Origin of the sequence: Halosimplex marinum (assembly GCF_051414075.1) — an archaeon.
In the GTDB taxonomy this organism is placed as follows: Archaea; Halobacteriota; Halobacteria; order Halobacteriales; family Haloarculaceae; genus Halosimplex; species Halosimplex marinum.
In genome coordinates this window covers 1252704-1277805 of the sequence record NZ_JBLKNY010000003.1, presented here as the reverse complement: position 1 = coordinate 1277805, position 25102 = coordinate 1252704, and the positions used below count along the sequence as shown (strand labels likewise).

Genomic DNA, 25102 nt, shown 5'->3' with positions numbered 1-25102 from the left:
GTCGTGTATTCACTATATGAAAACGGCACCGCGGGCGCGCTCGTGACTGAACCCCGACCTCACCGGCCGCTTGTGCTCCCCGGATCCCAACTGCTACGCCCGCCGGGGTGGTCGGAGTCGGGCAGAAGCACGCGAGCGGCCGACCGGCTCGTCCGGTGTCGCGGTGCCCGCGCTCGCCCCAAAACCCTTCACGTCCGCACCTGTCGTCGCCTGTATGCACACGCAGGTACTCGAATTCGACTACGAGGCGAACAACGTCGAGGAGATCCAGTCGCAACTCGATAGCTTCCACGAACACTACACCGTCCGAGACGTGGAGGTCACCCAGTGGGAGAGTCAGATCCTCGTGTTCCTGTTCTGTGAGGACTGAGGCCCCGAACCGTTTACCTCCGGGCCTGTCACCGGGCGCCGACACGCCCCGCCCCGACCGACCGGAACAGCGCCCCAGGCGCTTTCTTTGACACCTCCGAACTCCCCGTGTTCGGCGTGCCTCTGCTTCCACCGGTCGCCGTGAACGATACGACCATATCTCACAGATATATCTCCACAATGGAGGCAATATCCTTCCTCTCGATGGCCCAAAATTTATGTTGTCGCCCGAGAACCGTCAGTTCAGAGGTAGACCTGAAAGACAGATGACGCTCGAACTCTGGGCGATAGGCGTAGTGGCTGCGGCGAACGTCGCCGTCGGCGTCGGGCTGGTACTCGTCGGCTACCGGTTGATGGAGCGACGGGTCGCGTACGGGTCGGTCGGCGGCCTGCTGTTGGGCGGGGCGGTCGTGTACGCGGAGGCGACGGTCGGGGCGCGGCTGTTCGATCTGACCTTCCACGAGAAACGGCTGCTCGTCGTCGTGGCGGGCGTCGGCGCGGCGCTCGGGCTCGTCGGCGCGCTCTCGGTGGTCAGGCCGGAGCTGGAGTAGCATCGAAACGGTCCAAACCATAATAACTACGCGGTAACATCTACACGACCATGGAACTACGAAGCTGGATCCGGGAACGGTACAACGGCACGGGCGAGACGCTGCTCGACGAGAGCGCGTACAGCGACAAGGAACTCCGGAAGGACATCTCCAAGCTCGAACACCGCTCGAAGAAACTCGAGAAGGAGATGGACAAACACCGGCGCAAGTACAAGAAACTCCTCCAGGAAGGCGCGGAGGTCGGCGAACTCAAGCGCAAGAAGTTCGCCCAGAAGGCCAAGTTCGAGAAGAAGAAGTACGCCATCAAGAAGAAGAAGTTCCGGGCCAACAGCATCAAACTGGGGACCGTCCTCAGCATCCAGGGGATGCGCGACATCATGGACATGCACGACGGCGAGGACATCGCCCTCGACGAGGCGATGGACGAGGCCGACGCCCAGGAGATCCAGAGCGAAGTCATGGAGCGAATGGCGGCCTTCGGCATCGAGATGGAGGACATGCAGGAGATCCAGGATGCGCTGGACATCCCGATGATGGAGGACGACCTCGAGATGGACGTCAGCGAGGAGGAGGACCTCATGGCCGAGATCCGGGCCTCGGAGATGTCGACCGACCAGATAGACATCGAGGCCGAGTCCCAGATCAGCGTCGAGCGCGACGTCGAGATCGAGGAGGACCTGGGAGACATCGAGACGGAAGAAGTGTCGATCGAGGACCTCTGAGCCGGTGCCCGGTGACTGATGTTGGGAGACGACACTCACAGGGAGATCCTGAAAGACGACTACGACCGGTACCGCGAACTCGCAGAGAAGGCCCGCGAGCGTGACAACGCGGGCGAGGCGGCCGACTACTACGAGCAGTGCGCCGACCTCCTCGAGGAGATGGCCTCGCTGGAGGACAGCGAGCGGGTCGCGACCGAGCGGCGGCGCCTCGCGGGCAACCTCCGGGAGGCCGCCGAAGCGCTCTCGGCGCGCGCGGCGTCCGGCGACGCGCCGCCTTCCGGTGCCGACGCCCCGACCGGCGGTGACCGCCCGGAGTCCGGCGCCGCCGTCACCGCCGAGGAGGGGGTGCCGGACGGACGAGCGGACGACGACGCGGTCGACGCGAGCGCCTATCTCGAGGAGCCGCCGGACCTCGATTTCGACGACGTCGGCGGGATGGCGGAGCTCAAGCGGACGCTCGTCGAGAAGGTCGTCGACCCGCTCGAACGGCCCCAGCTCTACGAGGAGTACGACCTCGGCGTCGTCAACGGGGTGTTACTCTACGGTCCGCCCGGCACGGGCAAGACGTACATCACCCGGGCGCTCGCGGGAAAGCTGGGGTACAACTTCGTCGACGTCACGCCCTCACAGCTGACGTCCTCGCTCGTCGGCGAAGCGGCCGACAACGTTGCGGACCTGTTCGCGGTCGCTCGCGACAACCAGCCCTGCCTGGTGTTTATCGACGAGATCGACGCCATCGCCGCCGACCGCTCGGGGGGCGCCCGAAAGTCCCAGAGCGAACGGCAGATGGTCAACCAGCTCCTCACCGAACTGAGCGAGATCCAGGGCGAGGACGTCGTCGTCTTCGGCGCGACGAACCTCCTCGAGTCCGTCGACGACGCGGTCCGGCGGTCGGGCCGGTTCGACGAGCGCATCGAGGTCCCCCCGCCCGACGGGACGGCTCGCATCGCCATCCTCCGGGTCCACCTGCGCGACCGCCCCGTGTTGACCGAGGAGATCGACTGGGACGTCATCGAGGGACTGACCGAGGGGTACTCGGCGAGCGACATGGAACTGATCGCGGCCAACGCGGCCCGTCAGGCGCTCACGGAGGCCCGCGAGAGCGGCGACATCCAGCCGGTTCGCCAGTCGCACCTGCGGACGGCCGTCGAACAGACGGAGTCGAGCCTGACCGACTGGGAGGGGTGACCCGTCCCAGAATTTATGTGACAGAACACGAGACATACACGGAACCGGACGCATGACGCTGCTGGACGACATCGACGATGGCGACCTCTCGGCGAAGGCGGCGCTCCTCCGGGAGACGGTCCCGGGGTACGACTACCGAGTCCGGGAGGCGAGCGTCGAAACCGACCGGAAGCTCCGGGACAAGATCCGGCGCGACCTGGGCGAGACGAAGGGCTCGCTCGACGACGTTTCCGAGCGGCTCTACCGGCGGGGTGAGCGCGACCTCGTCGCCGCCGTCGACGACCTGAAGGCGGACGTCGAGCGCGTTCGACAGCGTGCCGCGACGGCGCCGACCGGAGGCGGGTCGGTGCGCGACCTGGCGGTCGAGGAAGAGGAGAGCCTCGTCGCGCTGGTCGAGCACGACGCGTCGCTGGTGGCCGAACTGGAGCGCGTCGACGACGCGACCGACGACCTCCGGGCCGAAGTCGCCGAGGCCGGCGGCGCCGTCGCGTCGCGGCTTCGGGAGTGCGAAGCGGCGGTCGCCGACCTCGACAGGGCGTTCACGCGGCGCCGGGACCACATGGAGGGACTCGAAGCATGACGGCACAGACCGCGCGTTCGACCGGTGTACAGTGTTCGACCGCCCGACGACGAGCGACGGGGTGGTCGCCGTGACCTGTCCGAGCTGCGGGGCGACCGTCCCCGACGGCGCGAACTTCTGCGGGGACTGCGGGACGGCCCTCGACGAGGTCTGCCCGAGCTGCGGGGCCAGTACCGTCGCCGAAGCGGACTTCTGTCCGGAGTGCGGTAGCTCGCTGACCGGCGGCGGCGCCGACGCCGCGAAGACCGACTCGGACGGCGTGTTGCGACTGCGCGACCACGAGTTCGCGCGCCGGGTCAGCGGCGACGCGCTCGGCGGCGACGGGCTGCTCGACCGGCTCCGGCAGAAGCGACAGGTGAAAGTCGAGACCGGTAACCAGGCCCTCCTGCTGGAGAACGGGGAGCTGAAGACGACGCTCGGCCCCGGGAAACACACGCTCGACTCGCTCGGCAAGAAGATCGCCGACCTCCGTCGCGGGCAGGACCTCGCGGTGTTCGTCGTCGAGGAGGGGACGACGACCGTCTCCATCGGCGTCACGGACCTCCGGACTGCGACGGACTTCCTGGTCGACGTCACGGTCGACCTCGTGGTCGGAGTGGCGGACCCACAGCTGTTCTTCGCCGAGGCCATGAGCGACCGCGACGCGGTCACGAGCGAGACGTTCGACCGGATGCTCGGCGACGCGATCCGCGACGAGCTCGAGGCCACGGTCAACCAGTACGAGCGCGACGACCTCTACGGGAACCGGGAGCTGAAACGGGACCTGCAGCAGGACATCGAACACCGGCTCCGGCGGACGCTCGAACGCAACGGGCTCGAGCTCGTCGAACTGCTGTCGTTCGACTACGTCGACGACCTCGACGAGGTCCGGAGCGAGCGCACGGAGGTCGCCATCGAGCGCGAGCGGGCCGACGTCGACGACGAACGGCTGGAGGTCGAGAAACAGGACACGGAGCGCGAGACCGAGCGCGAGGTCCACGGCCAGCGCCAGCGGGTCCGCCGCGAGTCCGCCGAACAGACCGCCGACCACGAACTCGAGACCCAGGAGATCGAACACGACCACGAACGGGACGATATGCAGCGCCGGCACCGCCACCGGGCCGAGCGCGAGAACGTCGAACACCAGGAGGGGAAAGAGACCGTCCGGACCGAGAGCGAGGTCGAGCGCCGCGAGATAGAGCACGACCAGGACATGTCCGAGATGGAGGACCTGATGGACATCAAGAAACGCAAGGACATGGACGGTCTCGACGTCGAGGAGCGCGAGCAGGACATCGAGATGCGTCGGGACGAACACGACGTCGAGATAGAGAAAGAGCGCCTCGACGCCCGCGACGAGGTCGACGCCCAGACGCTCGCGAGCATGGACGAGACCGACGGGGACATGACCGACCTCGCGAAGATGGACAAGGCCGAGGACCTGAGCGCCGACCAGCTCGACTCGCTGGGCGCCCAGGACAGCGACGAGCTCGCGAAGGCGCGCCAGGAAGCCAACAAGGCCGAAGCGGAGCGCGAACGCGTCGAGGACCAGAAGGAGTTCCGCGAGGAGATGCGGGAGATGATGGACGAGTCGATGGACCGGGTTCAGGACACCACCGAATCGGCCATGGACAACATGGGGGACACCGCCGAGGCCGCCGCCGAGGACACCTCCGACAACGTCATCGTCCCCGACAGCGGCGCCAGCGACGGCGGCGACACCACCATCGTTCAGGGCGGGAGCGGCCAGGGCGACGGCGGTCAGGGCGACGACGGGCGGCGCGGCGGCGGTCAGGACGACGACCGGCGGCGCGGCGGCGACCGCGGCCGGCCGGACGACGTCGTCGCCTGCCCCGAGTGCGGGTCGGATCTCCCGGCCGGACAGCAGTTCTGTACCGACTGCGGGACCCAGCTATGAACGAGTCGATAGCGACGCACCGCGAGACGGCGCTCGACTCCCCGTACTCGCGGGACCGCGAGGCGGCGGTCGAGGAGCTCGCCCGGTCGTTCCCGTCCGCGAGCGAGGAGGGGAAACGCGAGGTCCTCGAGACGCTGCGGGAGGTCGGGCTCGACGCCACCGGTTCGGCCGAGCGGGAGCTCGCGCGCGAGAAGCTGCTCGACTGCTTCGAGGCGGACCCCGAGACCGCCGCCCCCGTCGTGGTACCGGCGTTCTGCCGGCTGGCCCGGGACGGCAAGTTCACGGACGAACGGCTGGCGGCCGTCGACACGCTCCGGCGCGTGGCCCGGGACGCCCCGACCGACCACGTCGAACCCATCACGGAGACGCTGTCGGACCTCTCGGCGGAGGCGACGAGCGAAGACCTCCGGGACAGGGCACGGCGGCGACTCACCGACATCGAGACGCGGGACGGCGACGTGAGCGGCGACGACTCGGGATACCTCGCGGTGTCGCTGGCCGAGCACCTCCAGCGCGCGGCCGGCGACTCGCCCGAGTCGTGCCGGCGACGCGCCGTCGAGCTCCGGGATTTCGTCGCGAACCACCCGGTCGACGACGACGCGTACGGGACGGTGCGGGACGACATCGACGCGCTGGTCGAGCAGCTCGACGTCGCCCCGACCGGTGACGAACTGGACGACCAGCGGCGCGAGCGGGTCGACCGGATCGCCGAGCGGGCGAAACAGCTGTACCGACGCCACTGACCGGGAAAGCCGCGAGCACCGGGTGATCCGCCGTGACAGCCGGTAGCGGTAGCCTGACGATCTATCGGTCAGTGACGTCTCCGAGCGGTCGACAGCGGAAACGGTTCCGGACGGGAGGTGCGAAGGCGGAAGTCAGGAAGAGAGCCGAACGGCCTAACTGTCGTCGGCGGTGTAGGTCCGCTCGGTCCCGAACGGCTCGTAGGGCGTGCCGTTGCCCTCGTAGAACTTCTCGAAGAACTCGAAGAACTCCAGGCGGATCGACTGGATGCCCGAGGAGGTCACGCCGAGGAGTAGCACGACGAGGTTCCCGGCGATCAGGACGAAGACGCCGAAGACGGTCATCGCCGGACCCATGTGGACCATCCCGGGGAAGAGGATCTGCGAGACCTCGTAGCCGTGGAACATGACCGTGCCGGTCGTCTCGGCCGGGTCGGCCGGCATACCGGTGAGGCCAAAGTGCCACGCGGCGCCGTGCTCGGTCGGGCTGGCGTAGGCCCCCCAGAACAGGAGGTTCACCGCGAAGGCCATCCCGGCCTTCGCCAGCAGCACCGCGGCGATCCGCAGGTACGACAGCGTGTGGGCCAGCACGACGTGGATCTCGATGAGTTCGTGGACCGGCCCGACGGCCAGCAGGGCCATGCCCAGGCCGACCATGCCGAGGCCGACCCAGCCGATCTCGGCGGGGAACCCGGCGAAGCCCAGTTCGAAGGCCGCCGCGTGTCCCTCGTCGAACGTCTCGAACAGCAGGTCGGGCTTGGCGCCGTTGAACAGGCGGCTGAAGATGAAGATCCACAGCCCGTTCAGCGCCAGTATCCACGACCCCGTCTCGAGGACGGCCTCCTTGACGCCGTGGAGGCTCACGTTCTCGACGAACTCCAGGACGTACGCCGTGTTGAGATGCAGCAGGCCGAACAGGGCGGTGACGAGGAACCAGGTGTTGGCCCAGTAGCTCGTCGCCGGCGAGAGGCCCTTCTCGATGGGCGCGTGGTTCAGCCCGACGACGCCGTCCCAGAACTGCGAGGCGACCAGATGCAGGCCGAATATCTCGCCGTAGAGGAAGCCGAATATCGCCGTCGAGACGCCGCAGATCGCGGTGATGACGCCGAAGTTCTTGAACGCCTCGGAGTCGAAGTTCCGGACCATGTAGTAGCCGATCCCGGTGTAGATCAGCCCGTACCCGACGTCGCCGATGATGAACCCGAACATCAGCGGGAAGGTCAGGAAGAGGATGACCGTCGGGTCGAACTCCGAGTAGTTGGGGCGGCCGACGGCCTGGGTCAGCAGTTCGAACGGCTGGCTCACCCCGTTGTCCTGGATGACGGGCGGGTCGTCGTCGTCACGCATCGTGACCGTCCCGCCGTCGGCGCGGGCCTCCTGGGGTTCGGCCTCCTCGTCGTCGTCGCCGATCGTCTCGGCGGCCGCCCGCTCCTCCTCGACGCCGCCGGTGCCGGCGCCGGTCTTCTCGGGCGTGTGGTCGACCCCCTCGGTCGTCGCGGCGTGGCCGTGGCGGTCGTACTCGGCGACCTCAAGCTCCTCGACGTCGACGTGGTCGCCGACGGCGTCGTCGAGGGCGATCCGGAACTCCTCGACGCGCTCGGTCGGGATCCACCCCTCCGCGACGAAGGCGTTGTCCGTCGTCGCGAAGGAGAGCGGCGCCTCCGCCTTCCGGGCGCGGATCGCGAGCTTCTCCTCGGCGGCCAGCAGGAACCCCGCCACGTCGTAGCGCAGGTCCTCGAGCCGGTCTTCGACCGTGTCGAGCTTCGACTCCAGTTGCTGCTTGCGGTGTTCGAGCTCGGCGAGCACGTCCTGGGGGTCGCCCTCCTCGCGGGGCACCTCGACGGCGGTGAAGTCGGCCTCGACGAGCGCGCTCTGGAGGGCGTCCTCGTCGGTGTGCGCGAAGGCGGCGACGACGCCGCCCTCGGCGAACGTCTCCGTCGCCGCGTCGAGGTCGGCCAGCGCCCGCTCGACGCTGTCGGCGTCCCCCTCGCCGACCGCGACGGACAGCGAGTCGTAGCCCCACAGGAGGTCGAGGTCGATGCCCAGCGTCGCGAACGGGTCCATCGCGTCGAGCTCCTCCTCGACCTCGCGGAGCTCGCTCTCCAGGTCGGTCCGCTCGTCGTCGAGCTCGTTGGCCTCGACGCGGACCTCCTCGAGCTCCGTCTCGAGGGTCTCGTCGGTGACGATCCGGCTGGGGCCGGCGTCCTCGGGCTCGACGCCGAGGATGCTCTTGAGCGAGCGAACGGTGACGAGCATCTCGGAGGCCTCGTCGCCGCCCTCCATCGGGTCGCCGTTGTCGAAGCCCTCCCAGCGGCCGTCGTAGTCGGTGAAGTGGACCAGGTGCAGGTCGTGGACCGTCTCGATGACGTCGTCCATGACGGCCTTCGAGCCCGTCACGGACAGCTTGCTCATTCGCTTAGGTCTGAGCATGCACCGCCTCCTCGAACTGTGTCACCACGTACTCGACGACCTCCTCCCGGCGTTCCTCGGCGCGCGCCTCGAGCGCCTCACGCTCCTCGGCACCCTCCTCGAGGATGCGTTCGCGCTCGGCCTCGATCTCCTCGCGCGCCGCTTCGAGGCGCTCCTCGGCCTCGGCGTCGGCCTCTTCGCGGGCGTTCTCGCGGATCTCCTCGGCCTCCTCGCGGGCCTCGGCGACCGTCTCCTCGGCGTCCTCCTCGGCCTCGGCGACGATCTCGTCCGCCTCCCGTTCGGCGTCTTTGACTCGGTCGAGAACCTCTGGCCTTGGCATTTGCTAATCGTGGGGAGATCCGTTCAGGGCCTATTTGGTAGTTGCGAAGTGTCCCCGGTCGAGGGCCGCGAAACTGGCTCAGCCGGCTACGGCGGGACGCCGACGGCGCCGACAGCCCACGGGACGGCGATCCCGCGGCCGCCTCGACCGGCACCCGCCCGCGAGGCGTCGGAAAACGGGGGAACTATGCCGATCTGGGTCCAACCCCCGCCAATGGCCGTCCAGGACAAGACGCGCGCCCGGATCTTCTACAAGTACCTCTCGAAGGTGTACGACCAGGTCAACCCGTTCATCTGGACCGAGGAGATGCGGACGGAGGCGCTGGGACTGCTGGACATCGGTCCCGACGACCGCGTGCTCGACGTGGGCTGTGGCACCGGCTTCGCCACCGAGGGCATCCTCGAACACACCGACGACGTCCACGGCCTGGACCAGAGCGTCCACCAGATGGAGAAGGCCTGGGCGAAACTCGGCAAGCGCGACCCCGTCAGTTTCTACCGCGGCGACGCCGAGCGCCTGCCGTTCAAGGACGACACCTTCGACGTGGTGTGGTCGTCGGGATCGATCGAGTACTGGCCCGACCCCGTCGCCGCGCTGGCGGAGTGTCGCCGGATCGCGAAACCGGGCGGACAGGTCCTCATCGTCGGCCCGAACTACCCCTCCAACACCGTCTTCCGGAAGCTCGCCGACGCGTTCATGCTGTTCTACGGCGCCGAGGAGGCCGACCGGATGTTCCGCGAGGCCGGCTTCGAGCAGTTCCGCCACGTGACGATGGGACCCTCGTACAGCCCCGAGGTGGCGATCACGACCGTCGCCGAGGTTCCGGAGTAGCGAGGTCGCGAGCGCTTTCCGACGGGCGCGGGTCCGGCGGCCTCAGCGCGCGAAGAATCGCTCGCGGACGGTGCGGCCGTCGCTGGTCGTGACCTCGATGCGGACGGCCTGCTTGGGCGTGAGCGTCCACAGTTCGCCGTCGGCGCCGGTCGACCCCACGTCGGCGCCGTTGATCGTCACGTCGGCGGCCAGCGGTTCGGCCGTCAGGTTGTCGGTGACGGTGATCTGCATCGGTCCGGTCGCGTGCGTGCGGTTGACCGTCAGGGCGACGCCCCCGCTGGCGTTGGTGGTGGCCGTCCGGGGGGCGTCTTCGAGGGACTGGACCTGGTACTCGCGGAACGGCGACTCCGTCCGGCCGTCGAGGTACGTGCCCAGCGTGCCGTGTGGGTGGCGAATCTGGACGAAGTAGATGGTGGTGTTGCCGATTCCCTGGACGTTCGGACCCGTGCGGGTGTTGGCGCTCGCCCAGGGGTAGAGCTGGGTCGTCCGCTGGACCGCGGCTCTGACGCCGTTGGGCGACTCGTCGGTGATGAACCGGTCGCGACCGACCTGTTCGCGGTTCTGTCCGAGGTAGGCCTCGCGGTGGAACTGCGACCCGTCGATCGACGAGAGGACGATCCCGGTCTGGGACGTGACGGCGTAGACGGGCACGGGCGCGCGCTCGCCGGCCATGGCGGCCCCGATCTGTCCGCGGACGGGCCCCCGCAGCGTGAGCAGGTCCCCTTCGAGGTTGGTCATCTTCGTGTCCAGGTCCGAAGGCAGCTCCAGCCCGGCCGCGCTCCGGATCCGGGCGAGCCGGTCGCCGACGGCGCGGGCGGTGGCGTCGATCGCCGCGAGTTCCCTGAAGTACTCCCGGGTGCCGACGTCGCCGGCGTTGTACTCGTCGACGAGTCGGTTGCGCCGGATCTCGAGGTCCTGGACGCGGTCCTCGAGCCCGGCGACCTCCTCGCGGAGCAACGCCGCACGCGCGCGGTCGCCGGTCGTGTTCTCGTAGCGCTGCACGAACGTGAGCGACGCGTACTCGTTGCGGAGGTCGGCCACGTCGCGCTGGAGCGCGCCCCCGAGGTTCAGTCCGGCCCGGTCGTAGCCGGTAGCCGCGACCGACTCGTCGTTGATCCCGAGGTAGCTGGACGTGTTCTCCCCCGCGACGACGGCCCGCGCGGCGGTGTCGTCGCCCGTGACGGACGACCCCGACGGGGACCGGTCGTCGGCGAACGGGGTCGCGTCCCCGGCGAGGGCGGCCGACCCGGCCCCGAGCGGGCCGGCCGCGACCGCCTGTGTCGCCGGGGCGACGACGAGGGCGAGAGCGATCACCGCGAGGAGGACAGGGCGGTTCGAAGCCATCGAGTGTCCACTTTCGTCGCCGGTTACAAAAACCCATCTACTCTCGATATCGCCGCGAGAGGTGGAGAGGGCCGGAGACGTTTCAAAAGGGCCGGAGACGTTTTAATGAAAAGCGTTTTCCGCTCCGGCCGAAATGAGACGAGTATGTCCCCGCGGTCGTTCGCCGTCGTCGTCGCCGTCGTTCTCCTCCTCCCGGTCGGGGTCGCCCCGGCCGCGGCGTTCGGAGGCGACGCGGTCGCGAGTCCCGCCGCCCAGCCCGGGGCACTCGACGCGAGCGCCGCCCCGCACAACGGCTCGATCGACGAGGGGGAGATCGAGATGCGGGTCGACGTGGCACCGGACGGCGACGCGCGCTGGCGCGTGAAGACCGTCGTCTCGGACTCGATCACGACCGCGGACGAGCGAGCGGCCTTCCGCGACCTGGTGGATCGGTTCAACGAAAGCGAGTCCCCGCTGCGGCTGGACTCGTTCAGGGCGGCCGCGGACAACGCCAGCCGCGCGACCGGCCGGGAGATGACCGTCCGGAGCGTCGGCCGCCACCACGCGCTGCACAACGGGACCGGGGCCGTCTGGATCACGTTCACGTGGACGAACTTCGGGGAGACGAGCGGCGACCGGCTCGCCATCGACGACGCGTTCAACACCACTTCGGGCCCGTGGCTCTCCTCGCTGGCGGCGAGCGAGACGCTCGTCGTCGTCCCGCCGAGCGGGTACGGCATCAGCAGCGCGCCCACGAGCGGACCCGCCGCGGCGTCGGACCTCTCGGCCGGCACCGCCAGGTGGGAGGGGCCCCAGGACTTCGGCCAGCGGGGCCCGTGGATCGTCTACTCCGGCGACGCGCCGACCCCGACGCCGACGGCCACGACCGCCCGACCGCCCACCGGGACGGCGACACAGTCCCCCGACGGCCCCACGACGGGCCCGGGAACGTCCGTCGGCGGACCGGACGGCGACGACGGGATCGCGGCCGCGCTGCCGTTCGTGGTCGTCGTCGTCCTCGGCGGCGCGAGCGCCGCCGTCCTCGTCGCGTACATGCGGCGCGACGACGAGGGCCTCGGCGGACTCATCGGCGCAGGGGGCGGCCGCGACGACGGCGCGACGGCCGCCGAGAGCGCGGCGGCCGAGACCGACACGGGCGGCGGGGCGGCCGCCGATTCCGGCGACGCGTCGCCGTCGGCCGACGCGGCCGCCGAGGGCGCCGCGGCGGGCGGTGCCGCGGCCGCCGGGGCCGACGCGGCGGCGGACGACACCGCCGAGGGCGACGAGGACGAGGGCGACGACGGGATCGACGAGGAACTGCTCAGCGACGAGGAGCGCGTCGAACAGCTGATCGAGGCCAACGGCGGGCGGATGAAGCAGGCGGCCATCGTCCAGGAGACCGGCTGGTCGAACGCGAAGGTGTCGCAGTTGCTCTCCGCGATGGACGAGGAGGGCCGGATCGACAAGCTCCGGATCGGCCGGGAGAACCTCATCTCGTTCCCCGACGAGGACGTGACCGACCTCGACTCCGAGTAGGACGACCGTTCTCCCGGTAAGGCGGGTTTTCGCGGCGAAAACGCCGAACAACGGTCCGCCCCTCGGAAACGTTTAACCGCCGACCGGGCCAACCGTCGGGATATGAAAGTCCTCGTCACGGTCACGGACGTGGCGGTCGTCGACGACGAGTTCGAGATCGACGGGCTCGACGTGGACGAACGGTATCTCACCTACGAGCTCAACGAGTGGGACGACTACGCCGTCGAGGAGGCGGTCCAGATCGCCGAGGCGGGCGACAGCGCCGAGCAGAGCTCGGCGGGCAATCAGGTGGAACCTGATGACGACGTGGAGGTCGTCACCGTCACGGTCGGCCCCGAGCGCTCGGAGGAGACGGTCCGGAAGGCGCTGGCGAAGGGCGCCGACCGGGCCGTCCGGGTCTGGGACGACGCGATCGCCGAGCGCGACCTGCTCGACGCCGAGACGAAGGCCGACCTGCTGGCGGCCGTCGCCCGCGAGGAGGAGCCCGACCTGATACTGTCGGGCGTCCAGAGCGGCGACGACAGCTTCGCCGCCACGGGGGTGACGCTCGCCGAGAAGCTCGGGACGGAGTGGGCCGCCGTGGTCAACCAGCTCGATCTGGACGCCGACGGCGGCGTCGTCTCGGTCCACCGCGAACTGGAGGGCGGCGTCGAGGAGCTGACCGACGTGGAGCTGCCCGCCGTGCTGACGATCCAGACGGGGATCAACGAGCCCCGCTACGCCAGCCTGCGGGGCATCCGCCAGGCCCAGAACAAGCCGCTGGACGTGAAGGGCCTCGCGGACCTGGGCCTCGACGAGACGGCGCTGGAGACGCCGCTGCGGCGGACGGCCACCTACGAGCCCGAGTCGGAGGGCGAGGCGACCGTCTTCGAGGGCGGCCCCGACGAGACGGCGGGTGAACTCGCCGGCGTCCTCCGCGAACGGGGGGTCGGTCAATGACGGTGCTGGCCGTCGCCGAGCACCGCCGCGGCGAACTGCGCGACGTGAGCCACGAACTCGCCGGTGCCGGCCGCGAGGTGGCCGAGGCGACCGATTCGGAACTGCACCTGGCGGTCGTCGGCGGCGACGTTGAGTCGTTCGGCGAGAAACTCGTCCGCGAGGGCGTCGATCGGGTCCACACCGTCGACCACGGCGAGGAGTTCAACCACGACGTGTACGTCCAGGCCGTCGAGCAACTGGCGGGCGAACTCGACCCGGACTACCTCCTCGTCCCCCACACCGTCAACGGCCTGGACTACGCGCCGGCGGTCGCCGAGCGGCTGGGCCTGCCGCTGGTGACCGACGCCGTCGACCTGGCGGTCGACGGGAACCTGGTCGTCACCCGCGAGATGTACGGCTCGAAGGTCGAGACGACCGTCGCGGTCGACGCCGACCGCGCGGCCGTGACGCTCCGGCCCGCCGAGTGGCCCAAGGCGCCGAAGGGCGGCGACGCGGCGGTCGAGCCGTTCGACGTGAGCATCGACGAGTCGGCCGTGCGCTCGACGGTGACGGGCTTCGAGGAGGCGGCGGGCGGCGACGTGGACATCTCGGAGGCCGACGTGCTCGTCTCCGTGGGCCGGGGCATCGAGGAGGAGGACAACCTCGACATCATCTTCGACCTCGCGGAGGCGCTGGACGCCACCGTCTCGGCCTCCCGCCCCGTCGTCGACAACGGCTGGCTCCCCAAAAATCGCCAGGTCGGTCAGAGCGGGAAGGTGGTGACGCCGGACGTGTACATCGCCGTCGGGATCTCCGGGGCCGTCCAGCACGTGGCCGGGATGAAGGGCGCGGACACGATAATCGCGATCAACAAGGACCCCAACGCGCCCATCTTCGACATCGCCGACTACGGCATCGTCGACGACCTGTTCGACGTGGTGCCGGCGCTGACCGAACAGTTCGGCGGGTAGCGTCCGGCGTCGCAGGCGCCGCAGGCGCCGGTTCACCGCGCTAGCGGTGCGGCCGCGGCCGATCCCGGACGGAGGCTCGGGCGCCCCGCGGACCGCGGGCGGGGGCAGAGACGGTCGACGCTTCCTCGATACGGACCATTTTATACCGCGGTTCGCGATGGGGAGACATGACAACGCCGTCGGACCCGCGGGACGTATCGATCACGGACGTACAGACGACGAAGATCGGGACCACCTTCGAGTGGACGCTGGTCCGGGTGTACACCGACGCGGGGGTGACGGGCACCGGCGAGGCCGTGCTGGGGCCGGCGGCCGACGCGTACATCGACTTCGCGACGGAGTACCTCGTCGGGAAGAACCCGGTCGACATCGACGCGCGGCTGACCGAGCTGTACGAGCGGACCTCGTATCTCGGCGGGATGAACGGCGTCGGCGTCACGGCGCTGTCGGGTATCGATATCGCGCTGCACGACCTGGCCGGCAAGCTGCTGGAGGTGCCGGCCCACCAGCTGCTCGGCGGGAAACACCGCGACGAGGTGCGAGTGTACTGCGACGTCCACGCCGGCGAGCACCTCCACGACGCGATGGAGGGCGGCGACGAGGACGCCTACCGCCCGGAGGCCTACGCCGACGCGGCCGAGGAGGTCCTCGACGAGGGGTGGGACGCCGTCAAGTTCGACCTCGACAGCCCCGGCAAGCACGTCCAGGACCCGCGGAACAAACACCTCAACGGGCGGGCCATCGAGTACCGCGCGGAGATCGTCGAGACGGTGACCGACCGCATCGGCGACCGCGCGGACGTGGCCTTCGACTGCCACTGGAGCTGGACGACCGACACCGTCCGCCGGCTGGCCGACCAGCTGGACCCGACGGACGTGTGGTGGCTGGAGGACACCGTCCCGCCGGAGAACGACGACATGCAGATCAAGGCCGCCGACGAGTCGGCGGTGACGATCGCCGCCGGGGAGAACGTCTACCGCGTCGAGGGCGCCCGGCGGCTGATCGAGGACCAGGGCGTCGACGTCTTCCACCCGGACGTGCCGAAAAACGGCGGGATGCACGAGGTGAAGAAGATGGCCAACATGGCGAAGGCCTACCACATCCCGCTGGCGCTGCACAACGTCGCCTCGCCGGTCGGGACGATGGCCAGCGCCCACGTCGGCGCCGCAGCCTCGAACTTCCTGGCGCTGGAGTACCACGCCCGCGACGTCGAGTGGTGGGACGACGTGATCGAGGAGGACATCCTCCACGAGGGCCGGATCGAACTACCCGACGAGCCTGGGCTGGGCGTGACGGTCGATCTGGACACCGTCGCCGAGTACACGGTCGACGGCGAGACAGTGTTCGACGAGGCGTAGCTTCGTCGAGCCCGCTGAGATCCGCTCAGCGGAGTTCGACGAGGGCTGACCGGCAGGCGGAGCGGCGAGCGGGGCGACGACCGCGCCTCCAGCGCGTGGTGCGCAGAAGATACTTACCGCCGGTGGGCCACCGGGCCGATATGTCCCGGCGCCTCGTCGCCCTCGGCTTGCTGGCGGTGCTAGCGGCCGTGACCGCCGCTGGTGCGGTCGCCAGCCCCCAGCCCGACCCGGTCTGTCGGGCCTGCGGGTCGAGCTTCGCCGACGTGGCCGCCGACCGGGGCTACGACGTGGCCGTGACCAACAGCACGGCGACGGTCCGGGTCCACGCGAACGGGTCGGCGACGTGGACGGTGACCAACCGGCTCGACGGGGCGGACGCCGACGCGCTCACCGAGGAGGACGCCGCCGAGTCGGTGGCTCGGGCGGCCGTCCGGGAGGGTCACGGACTGCCCCACGTCTACGAGGAGGGGCCGCTGACCGTCGAGTCCGTCGCGGTCGGGGGCCGGTCGGTCACCGTCCGGTTCACCGACTCCGACGCGGGCACGCGCCGGCTGGGGACGCTCGTCGTGGACTACTTCCACTCCGACGGGGTCCAGGGCGGGTGGATCCTCGACATCGACGAGTTCACGCTCGTCGGGCCGTCGGGCGCGACGGTCCTGAACGACCCCGCCGCGGCCATCGACTCGGAGTACGCGCCGCCCGAGGCGACGCCGGCGGTCGACGGCGGGCGCGTCACCTGGCACGGGTCGCCCGGCCAGGAACACGGCCCGGTGTTCTACGAGGATCTCTACGTCGTCTACGGCGATTCGGAGACCGACGGCTGGCGCGTGGCCGGCGCGACGGCGCTGACGACCGCGCCGATCTGGCTCGGCAACCTCGGTAGCTTCGTCGTGCCGACGGCGTTCGTCTTCGCGGGGCTGCTGTTCGTCGTCGTCGCGGGAGTGGACGGCCTGCTGTCGTCCGGCCGGGGCGTGCATCCGAAGCAGGTCGCCGCGCTCGGCGGGCTCGCGGTCGCGGCCGTCCCCGTGGTGCCGAACGGGCGCTGGCTGGTCGGTATCGCGGCCGTGTATCTCGTCGCCGGCGGAGCCGGGACGGTCGCGCCGCGGCTGCTCCGGTCCCTCCGGGGCGCGGCCGCCCTCGGCGTCGCCTCGCTGGTCGCCGTCGGCGGCCTGTACGCCGGGCTGGAGGCGGTGCTCGACGGTCCGGTCGGGTTCGGCCCGACGGCCGAGCTGGCCGTCTATCACCTCCCCGTCGCCGCGGGGCTGCTCGTCGGCCGGTCGCTCGCGGCGTACCGGGCCGTCGGCGGACTCCGCCCGGTGCTGTTCGGCGCCGCCGTGGCACTGACCGGCTGGTTCGTGGCGGGCGCCGTCTACGTCCCCTTCGCGTCCACCCCGTTCGGGCTCGTGCTCTTCGCCATGGGCTTCGGCGCCGTCGCGGCCGCGATCGCCGCGAGTCCGCTCGTCGCCCTCGCCGCCGAGCGCTCGGAAGCGCGAGCGACCGGGTCCAGCGCAGCCGACGTACCGGGCGAGACCGTCGCCGAGTCGTAGAGCTGGGCGGATCTCGGATGCCAGCCGACGAGCGCACAGCGGCGGTTTCGTCAGCTACTTGCGGGGCTGTTCCCAAGCGTGGGGCGATGGAGTACCTGGAGAGTCGTCGGGAGCGCGTCGAGGAGCGGCTGGAGGCGGTCCTCGACGGCGTCGAGCCCGACGAGCTCGGCGAGGAGGTTCGCCACGTGGTGCTGTCGGGGGGCAAGCGGGTGCGGCCGACGGTGACGGTGCTGGTCTGCGAGGCGCTGGGCGGCGACGTCGACACCGCCGTGGAGTTCGCGGTCGGCATCGAACTCGTCCACAGCGCGTCGCTGGTCGTCGACGACATCATCGACCGGTCGGAACTGCGCCGCGGGACGCCCTCGGCGTGGGCGGCGTTCGGCCACGGCCCCGCCATCATCGCCAGCGACGGCCTGCTCGGCGAGGCGTTCGCCCTCTTCTCCGCGAACGAGCGCGCCATGCAGGCCGTCTCCGAGTCGATGGTCGAACTCGGCGAGGGCGAGGCGACCGAACTCGTCGCCCGGCCGACCAGCGAGGAGGAGTACATGGAACTCGCCCGCCGGAAGACCGGCGCACTCTTTCGCGCGGCGGCCGAGCTGGGTGCGATCGCCGCCGAGGCCGACGCCTACACGGTCGAGAACTTCGGCAAGTACGCCGAGCGCGTCGGCGTCGCCTTCCAGATGCGCGACGACGTGTTAGACGCCACCGCCGACGCCGAGGACCTCGGCAAGCCCACCGGCCACGACGCCGCCATGGAGCGGCCGTCGCTCGTGCAGGTGGCCGACCTGACCCCCGAGGAAGCGAACGATAGGGCTCACGAGCAATCGCAGGTGGCGCTGGACGCGCTCGCCGCCGTCGACGCCGCGGACTCGAAGGCGATGGACTACCTGCGCGATCTGGCCGAGTTCGTCGTGGTTCGGGAGCGGTAGCCGGGATTCGCGCGGCTACGGGGAGCGGTTCCAGTCGAACCGGCGGGCGGTTTCGAGGACGCCCGCCAGGAGTATCGCGAGTGTTCCGAGGGTGACCGCGTAGCCAGCGGCCGTGGCCGTGTACGGGTCGAGTACGACCCCGACGACGGTCACCGCGGAGCCGCAGAGGCCGACGGCGAGCGCGGCCGCGGCGCGGACCCTGAGCGGCGCGACGGCCCACACGAGCGCGAGGCAGGCCGCACTCGCGGCCAGCGTCCACTTGAGAACGGGACGGAGCCCTACCGACCCGAGACGCGGGTTTAGCAACTGCGCCCGGGCGAACGCGACGACGAGAACGACACCCAGCGCGAGCAGTAGCGCCGGACGGGTCGACCACCGCTCGGGCTGTGACCGCAGTTCCTCGGCGGACGACACGCGCGGACCGTCAGCCTGCGGCGGCAAAAGTGTCCCGCCGAGTCGGCTACTCGTCGTCCGTCGCTGCCACGACCGCCTCGGCGCCGCAGTCGGGACACTCCTCGTAGTCGGTGGAGAAGCGCGCGTCACAGGCCTCGCATCGGTAGTCGCGGCCCTCCTCGGCCGCCTGCTTGGCGCTCTGCTTGAACTCCTCGACCTCCCGGCCGAGTCGATTGAAGATGCCCATCGGTCTGTTCGGACGTGGTGGCCGACCGGGATAAGCCTCGTGGCGTGTTCCCTCCGACCCTCCGTCTCGCTCGCTGGCTGGTATTTCGACAGCAGGGGACAGCAGGCGCTGAAAGCCCTCGGCGCGCTCACTAGCAGTGATCGTAGCCGCAGTAAACGGAAAGCGTTGAAAGCCCTCGGCGCGCTCGCGGTCGCTGAGCGGGATATCCGCGCTCTCCGCACCGCCCGCTCACGGCACAGCCGTTCGCTTCGAGGCGCACGGCGCCTCGCACCGCGCGGATAGTGGCCCGCTCAGGCGACTCCCGGCGCGAGCGCGCCTCGCCCTTTCAGTCCACCAGGGACCGCGACCGCACAGCACCGCGACAGTAACCGCCCCGCACAGCACCGCAGACGGCCACGAACCTCCCCAGCCGATTGCGTTACTCGTCGCTTCGCTCCTGCGTTACTCATCCCTCGCACGACTATTTCGAGCGGCCCGCCAGGAGGCGGGCACGCTCACGGCGGAGCCGTTCGCACCGAGGCGCTCCAAAGTCGCGCCTCGCACCGCTCGACAGCGCGCGCCACGGATTCCGTCGCCCGAGTCCGATCAGTGAGCCTTACCGGGGCGAGTTCCAATCCGGGGTATGGACGACTCAGCGGACGCGACGAAAGTCGAGTGGCGCGAGTGGGGCGAGGAGGCCTTCGCGACCGCCGAGCGGGCGGGCAAGCCGGTCCTGTTGTCGCTGTGGGCGCCCTGGAGCGAGGACTGCCGGGAGATGGACGAGACGACCTACTCCGAGCCCCGCATCGCCGCGAACGTCAACGACGGGTTCGTCCCGGTGCGGGTCAACGTCGACCGCCGGCCGCGCGTCCGCGACCGCTACAACATGGGCGGGTTCCCCTCGACCGTCTTCACGACGCCCGACGGCGAGGTCATCACCGGCGCGACCTTCCTCGGGATCGACGGCTTCCGCGAGATCCTCGACGCCGTCCGGCGCACCTGGGACGGCAAGGGAGCCGAGGCGGGGTCGATCCCGCGGCAACTGGGCGATGCCGAGCCGCCGGGCGGCGAGCTGTCGGCCCGCGTCGAGGAGCACATGGTCGAGCAGTTGCTCGCGGCCTACGACGAGGAGTACGGCGGGTGGGGGACCGATGTCAAATTCCCGCTCCCGCGGACCATCGAGTTCGCACTGGTGCGGGCCCGCGACCAGGCGACCCGGACGCTCGAAGCGGTCCGCACCCGGCTCGCGGACACCTACGACGGCGGCTTCTTCCGGTTCGCCCACGACCGCGACTGGGGGTCGCCCCAGCGCGAGAAGCTCGTCGACGAGAACGCCGCCCTGGTGCGGGCCTTCGCCCACGGCTACCGCTACACCGGGGAGGAAGCCTACCGGGAAACCGCCGAGGACACCGTGGAGTACCTGACGACGGACCTGTGGACCGGCGACGCCTTCGCGGCGAGCCAGGGCGGCGACGACTCGTACTACCGGCAGGAGGCGACCGAGCGCGAGGACAGCGAGGCGCCGCCGGTCGACGGGACGGTGTTCGCCGGCCACAACGGCGTCGCCGTCGACGGCCTGCTCACCCTCGCGGCGTACACCGACGACGAGCGCGCCCGCCGCTACGCCGAGCGCGCCCGCGACCACGTGCTCGCCGAATTCGTCGGCGAGGACGGCGCCGTCGTCCACTTCGGCGACCCCGAGACCGGTGCGGTGGGCGAGACGGGACTGCTGACTTCGCAGGCGCGGGTCCTCTCGGGGCTGACGACGAGCGCGTCGGTACTGGGCGAGCCGGGACCGATGGAAGCGGTGGCTGACTACGCCGTCGACGAACTGCAGGGCGAATCGGGCGCGTTCCGCGACGGGCCGACCGAGGGCGCGGGCCTGCTCGACCGGCCGCTGTACCCGCTGGACACGAACGTCGACGTGGCCGACGCCCTAGTCGAGACGTGGCTGCTGACCGACGACGACCGCTACCGGGCGGCCGCCGAGAGTGCCCTGTCGGCGTTCGCCGACGCGACCGACCGGATGGGCGTCGAGGTGGCGACCTACGCCTCCGCGGTCGCTCGCCTGCGCGACCCGCGCGTGGTCGCCGTCGGGGCCGACGCCGGCAGCGACCTCCACCGCGCGGCGCTGCGGCTGACCGACCACGAGACCGTCGTCGCGCCCGCCGACGACCGCGCCGACGAGGGCGAAGCGGTCGTCCTCGTCGACAGCGAGCCCGAAGACCGGGCGAGCACGCCCGAGGACCTCGAAACCGTCCTGACGGGGTGACGGCGGCGGAGCGGGACGAGAAGGGCGGCAGAGCTCCAGTAGAAACTCACCCGTTGTTTTTTGTTTGAGCGGGGCGAGACGGGGATAATGGCGAGTCTGAGAGACCTGGGCCTCTCGGAGTACGAGGCGCGGGCCTACCGCGCCCTGCTGGAGGCGGGGCCCACGACGGCGAAGGAGCTCTCGCGGGCGAGCGACGTGCCGATGGGGCGGATCTACGACGTGCTCAACAGTCTTGAAACGCAGAGCCTGGCGCGCAGTCAGACGGCGAGCCGGCCGAAGAAGTACGTCGCCGTCGAGTCCGACACGGCCCTGGACCGGCTGCTGGACAGCAAGAAACGGGAGCTCGAACGGCAGGCCGAGCAGTACGAGGACATCGTCGACGACCTGACGGACGAACTCGACGGGACCGAACCGGTCGAGGAGCCGTTCTGGACGGCCAGCGTCGGCGCCGCGGAGGCGCTGGATCTCCTGGTCGAGCGGCTGACGGCGGCCGACGAGCGGATCGTCGTCGTCGCCTCCGCCCCGGTCCAGCAGTTCGACATCGACGACGTGGCCGCCCGCGTCACCGCCGCGCTGGAGGACGCCCTGGAGCGGGGGGTGTCGGTGTCGGTCCTGCTGACCCCCGAGATGGTCGACGCGCTCCCCGAGGCGGTCGGCGAGCGCTACCGCGAGGCGCTCCAGCCCCACGCGAACTTCGAGACGCGGACGAGCGCGAACGTCACCGGGACCTTCGAGATCGTCGACGACACCGAGGTCTGCATCGAGGTCCCCCACCCGCTCACCGAGGACGAGACGCTCGCGGTCATCGACCTGAAAGACCCCGACTTTACGGCCGACGTCGCCGCCGAGTTCGCCCCCCGGTGGGAGGAGGCCCGCGAGTTGCGGCTCTGAATCGGCCGGTAGCGACCGCTTACGTCGATGTGGCGTTCTGTCGACCGCGTAACCAATCCTTAAGTCGTTCGGCCCCGCGGGACGGGACACATGCGGCTACTGCACACCGCAGATCTGCACATCGGGCGCGGCGAGCGGTCGCTGGCCGCGCTCGACGCCCTCCTGGCCGCGGCGGAACGCGAGGACGTCGACGCCCTGACCGTCGGCGGCGACTGCTTCGAGTCGGCAGCCGACGCCGACGACCTCCGCCCCGAGTTGCGCGAGCGGTTCACCGACAACCCCTTCGACGTGCTGGCCGTCCCCGGCAACCACGACGCCGAGGTCTTCCGCGGCAACGTCGAGTTCGGCCCGGACTTCCGGGCGCTCGCGACCGATCCCGTCGAGGTAGCGACCGCCGGTGACGGCGAGGTCGTCGGCGTCCCCGCCCGCGACGGGCTGGGCGAGGAACTGTACTTCGACCTGCGCGAGCGCGCGAGCGAGGAGGCGGTCCTCCTGCTGCACTGCACGCTCGACGCCGGGTTCGGCACCGGCGCGACCGGCGACGAGGCCGAACCGAACCACTGTCCCGTCCAGACCGAGACGCTGGGCGAGCTCGGCTACGAGTTCGTCCTCGCGGGCCACGTCCACGGCGAGCTCTACCAGCGGAAGCTCCCCAACGGCGGCCTGTTCATCTACCCCGGGTCCCCCGTCAGCCACTCGTGGGCCGAGACGGGCCGCCGCCACGCCGTCGTCGTCGACACGGACGACGCCAACGTCCAGCCGGTCGCGCTCGACACCGTCTACCGCGACCGGTTCGCGGCGACCGTCGCCCCCGGCGACGGCTACGACGTCATCGAGCGCGTCGAGGGGTGGGTCGACGGCCAGGAGCCCGACCGGAGCGAGCTCGAAGTCCGGGTCGACGGGTTCACCGAGCTCGACGAGTCGACGTTCGACGAGCGGCTGCACGCCGCCGCCGGCCCGGCGACGGTGGTCAACGAGGTCCGCGGGGTCGCGGCGGCCCTCGACCACCCCATCTACGCCGACTTCGTCGACCGCCTCGACGACCTCGACCTCGACGAGTTCGACCGCGTCGAGGACCGCGAGGCGGTCGAGGAGCGGCTGGTCGGGACGCTCGCCGAACTGCTCGCGGCCGGCGAGGTGACACACGCGTGAAGCTGCGCGAGGTCCACGTCGACCGCTACGGCCCGCTCCGGGAGACGCTCCGACTCGACGACGCGCAGGTCGTCTACGGCCCCAACGAGTCGGGGAAGACGCTGCTGGTCGAGGCGCTGTTGCGGTCGCTGACGGGCGACCGCCGGGTCGCCGACCCGCGGATCGACGAGCGCCCGGAGGGGTACGTCGCCCTCGACGGCGACGACGAGCGGTTCGAACTCGCGGACGACGAGACGCTGCTGGACCGCTACGCCGAGCGGTACAACTTCGAGCCGACGCCGGCGGAGTTCCGCAACGTGTTCGTCGTCCGCGACGGCGACCTCCGCGTGCTCGACGAGCGGGCGTTCTACCGCCGGGTGACCGACCGCGTCGTCGGGATCTGGACCGGCGACATCGAGACCGTCCGCGAGCGCGTCCTCGAACGCGGCCGGCTGAGCCCCGAGGGCCGGGAGCTGTCCGACCAGTACGACGACGCCGCCGAACAGCGCGAGTCGGCCGCCGACCTGCTCGCCGACGCGGAGGCGTACCTCGACCGCGCCGAGGCCGAGGACCTGGACGGCGTCGAGGTGGCCTGCTACGAGGCCGCCCGCGAGCGCCGGGAGGCCGAGGCCGAGGTCGAGGCGCTGGAGGCCGCGAAGGCCCGCGAGGACTACGAACAGCTCGTCAAGACGAAGGGGTCGCTGGAGCGCAGCCTCGACGAGCGGGCCGAACTGCCCGACGAGCGCGACCTCGACGAACTCGAAGAGCGCCTGGACGACCTGGCGACCGGCAGCGAGGACGAACTGGAGGCGCGGAAGACGTGGTACCGGCGGGCGACGCTCGCGGCGCTGGCCGCCGGTGTCGTCGCGGGCGCGGTGCCGCTCGGGCTGGGGATCCGCGAGCCGCAGCTGGTCGCCGCCGGGCCCGCGGCCTTCGGCGTCGTCGCCCTCGTCGCGCTCGCGGCCTATCGGTCGGCCAGCAACGCGATAGCCCGGCTGGACCGCGAGCGCGAGGCCGTCGTCGAGCGCGCCGCCGAGGCCGGTATCGACGCCTACGACCCGCCGGCGGTCCGCGGAGCCGTCGCCGACTACCGCGAGGACCACGAGGACCACGCGGAGGTCATCCAGGGCAACACGGAGGTGCTGCGGCAGTGGCTCGACATCGACGCCGACGAGCCCCGCGAGGTCGTCGCCGAGGCCGAAGACGCCCTCGACGCGCGGCGCGCCGAGGTCGACTTCGACGCCGACCGCGAGTTCACCGAGGAGAAGCTGGAGGCGGCCCGCGAGCGCGCCGAGACGGCCCGCGAACGCGAGGAGGAGCTGCGCGAGCAGTTCCGCGAGCACCGCCGGCAGCTGGAGCGGTTCGGCGAGCGCGCCGGCGGCGTCCGCTTCGAGGCGTTCACCGGCGAGCCGCTGGATCTGACGGTCACCAACCTCGGTGCGCTCGAAGACCTGGCCGACCGGCTTCGAGCGGTCGTCGACGCCGTCGAGACCGACGCGGGCGCCGCGCGGGCCGCGGCGACGGTGCTCGACCGGATGGCCGACGCCGAGACCGAGAAGATGCGGACGCTGTTCGCCGACGGCGAGGCCGCCGACGTGTTCCGGCGGGTGACCGCCGACCGCTACGTCGACGTGGGGCTGACCGACGACTCCCGGCTCGTCGTCGAGCTGGCGAGCGGCGAGCGCCTTCCCCCCGCGGAGCTGTCCCGCGGGGCGCGCGACCAGCTGTACCTCGCCGTCCGCGTCGCGCTCGGCCGCCGGCTCATGGCGGGCCGCGACGGCTTCTTCCTCATGGACGAGGCGTTCCTGTCGGCCGACCCCGGGCGGCTCCGCCGGCAGGCCGAAGTGGTCGGCGACCTCGTCGACGACGGCTGGCAGGTGGTGTACCTGACCTGCAAACCCGACGCCCGCGACGCGCTGGCCGACCGAGCCGGCGCCGACGTGACCGAGCTGACGCCGCTGTGACGGAATCGACACGCCG

Annotated in this window: 23 protein-coding genes; 18 read left to right on the top strand and 5 right to left on the bottom strand. The window is 70.7% G+C overall.

What is annotated here, in order from left to right; translation table 11 throughout:
- The first annotated feature begins 214 nt into the window (after positions 1 to 214).
- The 7 genes from ACMGFI_RS07435 (at position 215) to ACMGFI_RS07405 (ending at position 6050) form a co-directional block, all read left to right on the top strand.
- Complete coding sequence (locus tag ACMGFI_RS07435) at positions 215 to 370, top strand: hypothetical protein (protein WP_436908543.1); 156 nt, start codon at positions 215 to 217, stop codon at positions 368 to 370.
- Positions 371 to 665: 295 nt separating this feature from the next.
- Positions 666 to 920 carry a hypothetical protein gene (locus ACMGFI_RS07430; RefSeq protein WP_436908542.1) on the top strand — a complete coding sequence of 85 codons (255 nt, stop codon included), beginning with the start codon at positions 666 to 668 and terminating at the stop codon, positions 918 to 920.
- 50 nt (positions 921 to 970) lie between these two features.
- Positions 971 to 1642, top strand: a complete 672-nt coding sequence (locus ACMGFI_RS07425) for a hypothetical protein (protein ID WP_436908540.1) — start codon at positions 971 to 973, stop codon at positions 1640 to 1642.
- Positions 1643 to 1660: 18 nt separating this feature from the next.
- Positions 1661 to 2830 carry an ATP-binding protein gene (locus ACMGFI_RS07420; protein ID WP_436908538.1) on the top strand — a complete coding sequence of 390 codons (1170 nt, stop codon included), beginning with the start codon at positions 1661 to 1663 and terminating at the stop codon, positions 2828 to 2830.
- A 52-nt stretch (positions 2831 to 2882) separates the two neighbouring features.
- On the top strand, positions 2883 to 3410 hold the full coding sequence (locus tag ACMGFI_RS07415; protein WP_436908537.1) for a hypothetical protein: 528 nt from the start codon (positions 2883 to 2885) through the stop codon (positions 3408 to 3410).
- Positions 3411 to 3441: 31 nt separating this feature from the next.
- Positions 3442 to 5307 carry a zinc-ribbon domain-containing protein gene (locus ACMGFI_RS07410; RefSeq protein WP_436908536.1) on the top strand — a complete coding sequence of 622 codons (1866 nt, stop codon included), beginning with the start codon at positions 3442 to 3444 and terminating at the stop codon, positions 5305 to 5307.
- Positions 5304 to 6050: a hypothetical protein gene (locus ACMGFI_RS07405; RefSeq protein ID WP_436908535.1), complete on the top strand. Its 747-nt coding sequence runs from the start codon at positions 5304 to 5306 to the stop codon at positions 6048 to 6050. The genes ACMGFI_RS07410 and ACMGFI_RS07405 overlap by 4 nt, the downstream gene beginning before the upstream one ends.
- Positions 6051 to 6203: 153 nt before the next feature.
- Here the strand turns inward: ACMGFI_RS07405 and ACMGFI_RS07400 are convergent, their stop codons facing one another.
- The gene (locus ACMGFI_RS07400; protein ID WP_436908534.1) at positions 6204 to 8477 is read right to left on the bottom strand and encodes a V-type ATP synthase subunit I; all 2274 of its coding nucleotides are present in this window, start codon (positions 8475 to 8477) and stop codon (positions 6204 to 6206) included.
- Positions 8464 to 8796, bottom strand: a complete 333-nt coding sequence (gene ahaH / locus ACMGFI_RS07395) for an ATP synthase archaeal subunit H (RefSeq protein WP_436908533.1) — start codon at positions 8794 to 8796, stop codon at positions 8464 to 8466. The genes ACMGFI_RS07400 and ahaH overlap by 14 nt, the downstream gene beginning before the upstream one ends.
- A 213-nt stretch (positions 8797 to 9009) precedes the next feature.
- Between ahaH and ACMGFI_RS07390 the strand changes: the two genes are divergently transcribed.
- Positions 9010 to 9627, top strand: a complete 618-nt coding sequence (locus ACMGFI_RS07390; protein WP_436908532.1) for a methyltransferase domain-containing protein — start codon at positions 9010 to 9012, stop codon at positions 9625 to 9627.
- Positions 9628 to 9669: 42 nt separating this feature from the next.
- Here ACMGFI_RS07390 and ACMGFI_RS07385 read toward each other — a convergent pair whose 3' ends face one another.
- Positions 9670 to 10971, bottom strand: a complete 1302-nt coding sequence (locus ACMGFI_RS07385) for a DUF7096 domain-containing protein (protein ID WP_436908530.1) — start codon at positions 10969 to 10971, stop codon at positions 9670 to 9672.
- Positions 10972 to 11115: 144 nt separating this feature from the next.
- On the opposite strand from ACMGFI_RS07385, the gene ACMGFI_RS07380 reads away from it, so the two are divergent.
- The 6 genes from ACMGFI_RS07380 to ACMGFI_RS07355 all read left to right on the top strand — a co-directional run bounded on the left by ACMGFI_RS07380 (position 11116) and on the right by ACMGFI_RS07355 (position 18209).
- A complete protein-coding gene (locus ACMGFI_RS07380) occupies positions 11116 to 12486 on the top strand; it encodes a helix-turn-helix transcriptional regulator (protein WP_436908529.1) in 1371 nt (456 codons plus the stop codon).
- A 102-nt stretch (positions 12487 to 12588) separates the two neighbouring features.
- Positions 12589 to 13425, top strand: coding sequence for an electron transfer flavoprotein subunit beta/FixA family protein (locus ACMGFI_RS07375; RefSeq protein ID WP_436908528.1), 837 nt, complete (start codon positions 12589 to 12591; stop codon positions 13423 to 13425).
- Entirely contained in the window at positions 13422 to 14375 is a 954-nt protein-coding gene (locus ACMGFI_RS07370) for an electron transfer flavoprotein subunit alpha/FixB family protein (protein WP_436908527.1), read from the top strand. Before ACMGFI_RS07375 ends, ACMGFI_RS07370 begins: the two co-directional genes overlap by 4 nt.
- 167 nt (positions 14376 to 14542) lie before the next feature.
- Positions 14543 to 15733, top strand: coding sequence for a mandelate racemase/muconate lactonizing enzyme family protein (locus tag ACMGFI_RS07365; RefSeq protein ID WP_436908526.1), 1191 nt, complete (start codon positions 14543 to 14545; stop codon positions 15731 to 15733).
- A gap of 140 nt (positions 15734 to 15873) precedes the next feature.
- Positions 15874 to 17280, top strand: coding sequence for a hypothetical protein (locus tag ACMGFI_RS07360; protein WP_436908525.1), 1407 nt, complete (start codon positions 15874 to 15876; stop codon positions 17278 to 17280).
- Positions 17281 to 17366: 86 nt separating this feature from the next.
- Complete coding sequence (locus ACMGFI_RS07355; RefSeq protein WP_436908523.1) at positions 17367 to 18209, top strand: polyprenyl synthetase family protein; 843 nt, start codon at positions 17367 to 17369, stop codon at positions 18207 to 18209.
- 15 nt (positions 18210 to 18224) lie between these two features.
- Here the strand turns inward: ACMGFI_RS07355 and ACMGFI_RS07350 are convergent, their stop codons facing one another.
- Positions 18225 to 18623 carry a hypothetical protein gene (locus tag ACMGFI_RS07350; protein ID WP_436908522.1) on the bottom strand — a complete coding sequence of 133 codons (399 nt, stop codon included), beginning with the start codon at positions 18621 to 18623 and terminating at the stop codon, positions 18225 to 18227.
- A gap of 46 nt (positions 18624 to 18669) precedes the next feature.
- Positions 18670 to 18849 carry a hypothetical protein gene (locus tag ACMGFI_RS07345; RefSeq protein ID WP_436908520.1) on the bottom strand — a complete coding sequence of 60 codons (180 nt, stop codon included), beginning with the start codon at positions 18847 to 18849 and terminating at the stop codon, positions 18670 to 18672.
- A 622-nt stretch (positions 18850 to 19471) separates the two neighbouring features.
- Here ACMGFI_RS07345 and ACMGFI_RS07340 point away from each other — a divergent pair.
- The 4 genes from ACMGFI_RS07340 to ACMGFI_RS07325 all read left to right on the top strand — a co-directional run bounded on the left by ACMGFI_RS07340 (position 19472) and on the right by ACMGFI_RS07325 (position 25086).
- Positions 19472 to 21100: a DUF255 domain-containing protein gene (locus tag ACMGFI_RS07340; RefSeq protein ID WP_436908519.1), complete on the top strand. Its 1629-nt coding sequence runs from the start codon at positions 19472 to 19474 to the stop codon at positions 21098 to 21100.
- Between the two features lie 87 nt (positions 21101 to 21187).
- Positions 21188 to 21991 carry a TrmB family transcriptional regulator gene (locus tag ACMGFI_RS07335; RefSeq protein ID WP_436908518.1) on the top strand — a complete coding sequence of 268 codons (804 nt, stop codon included), beginning with the start codon at positions 21188 to 21190 and terminating at the stop codon, positions 21989 to 21991.
- 90 nt (positions 21992 to 22081) lie between these two features.
- Positions 22082 to 23143: a metallophosphoesterase family protein gene (locus tag ACMGFI_RS07330; protein ID WP_436908517.1), complete on the top strand. Its 1062-nt coding sequence runs from the start codon at positions 22082 to 22084 to the stop codon at positions 23141 to 23143.
- Complete coding sequence (locus tag ACMGFI_RS07325; protein ID WP_436908516.1) at positions 23140 to 25086, top strand: ATP-binding protein; 1947 nt, start codon at positions 23140 to 23142, stop codon at positions 25084 to 25086. The genes ACMGFI_RS07330 and ACMGFI_RS07325 overlap by 4 nt, the downstream gene beginning before the upstream one ends.
- Positions 25087 to 25102: the final 16 nt, after the last annotated feature.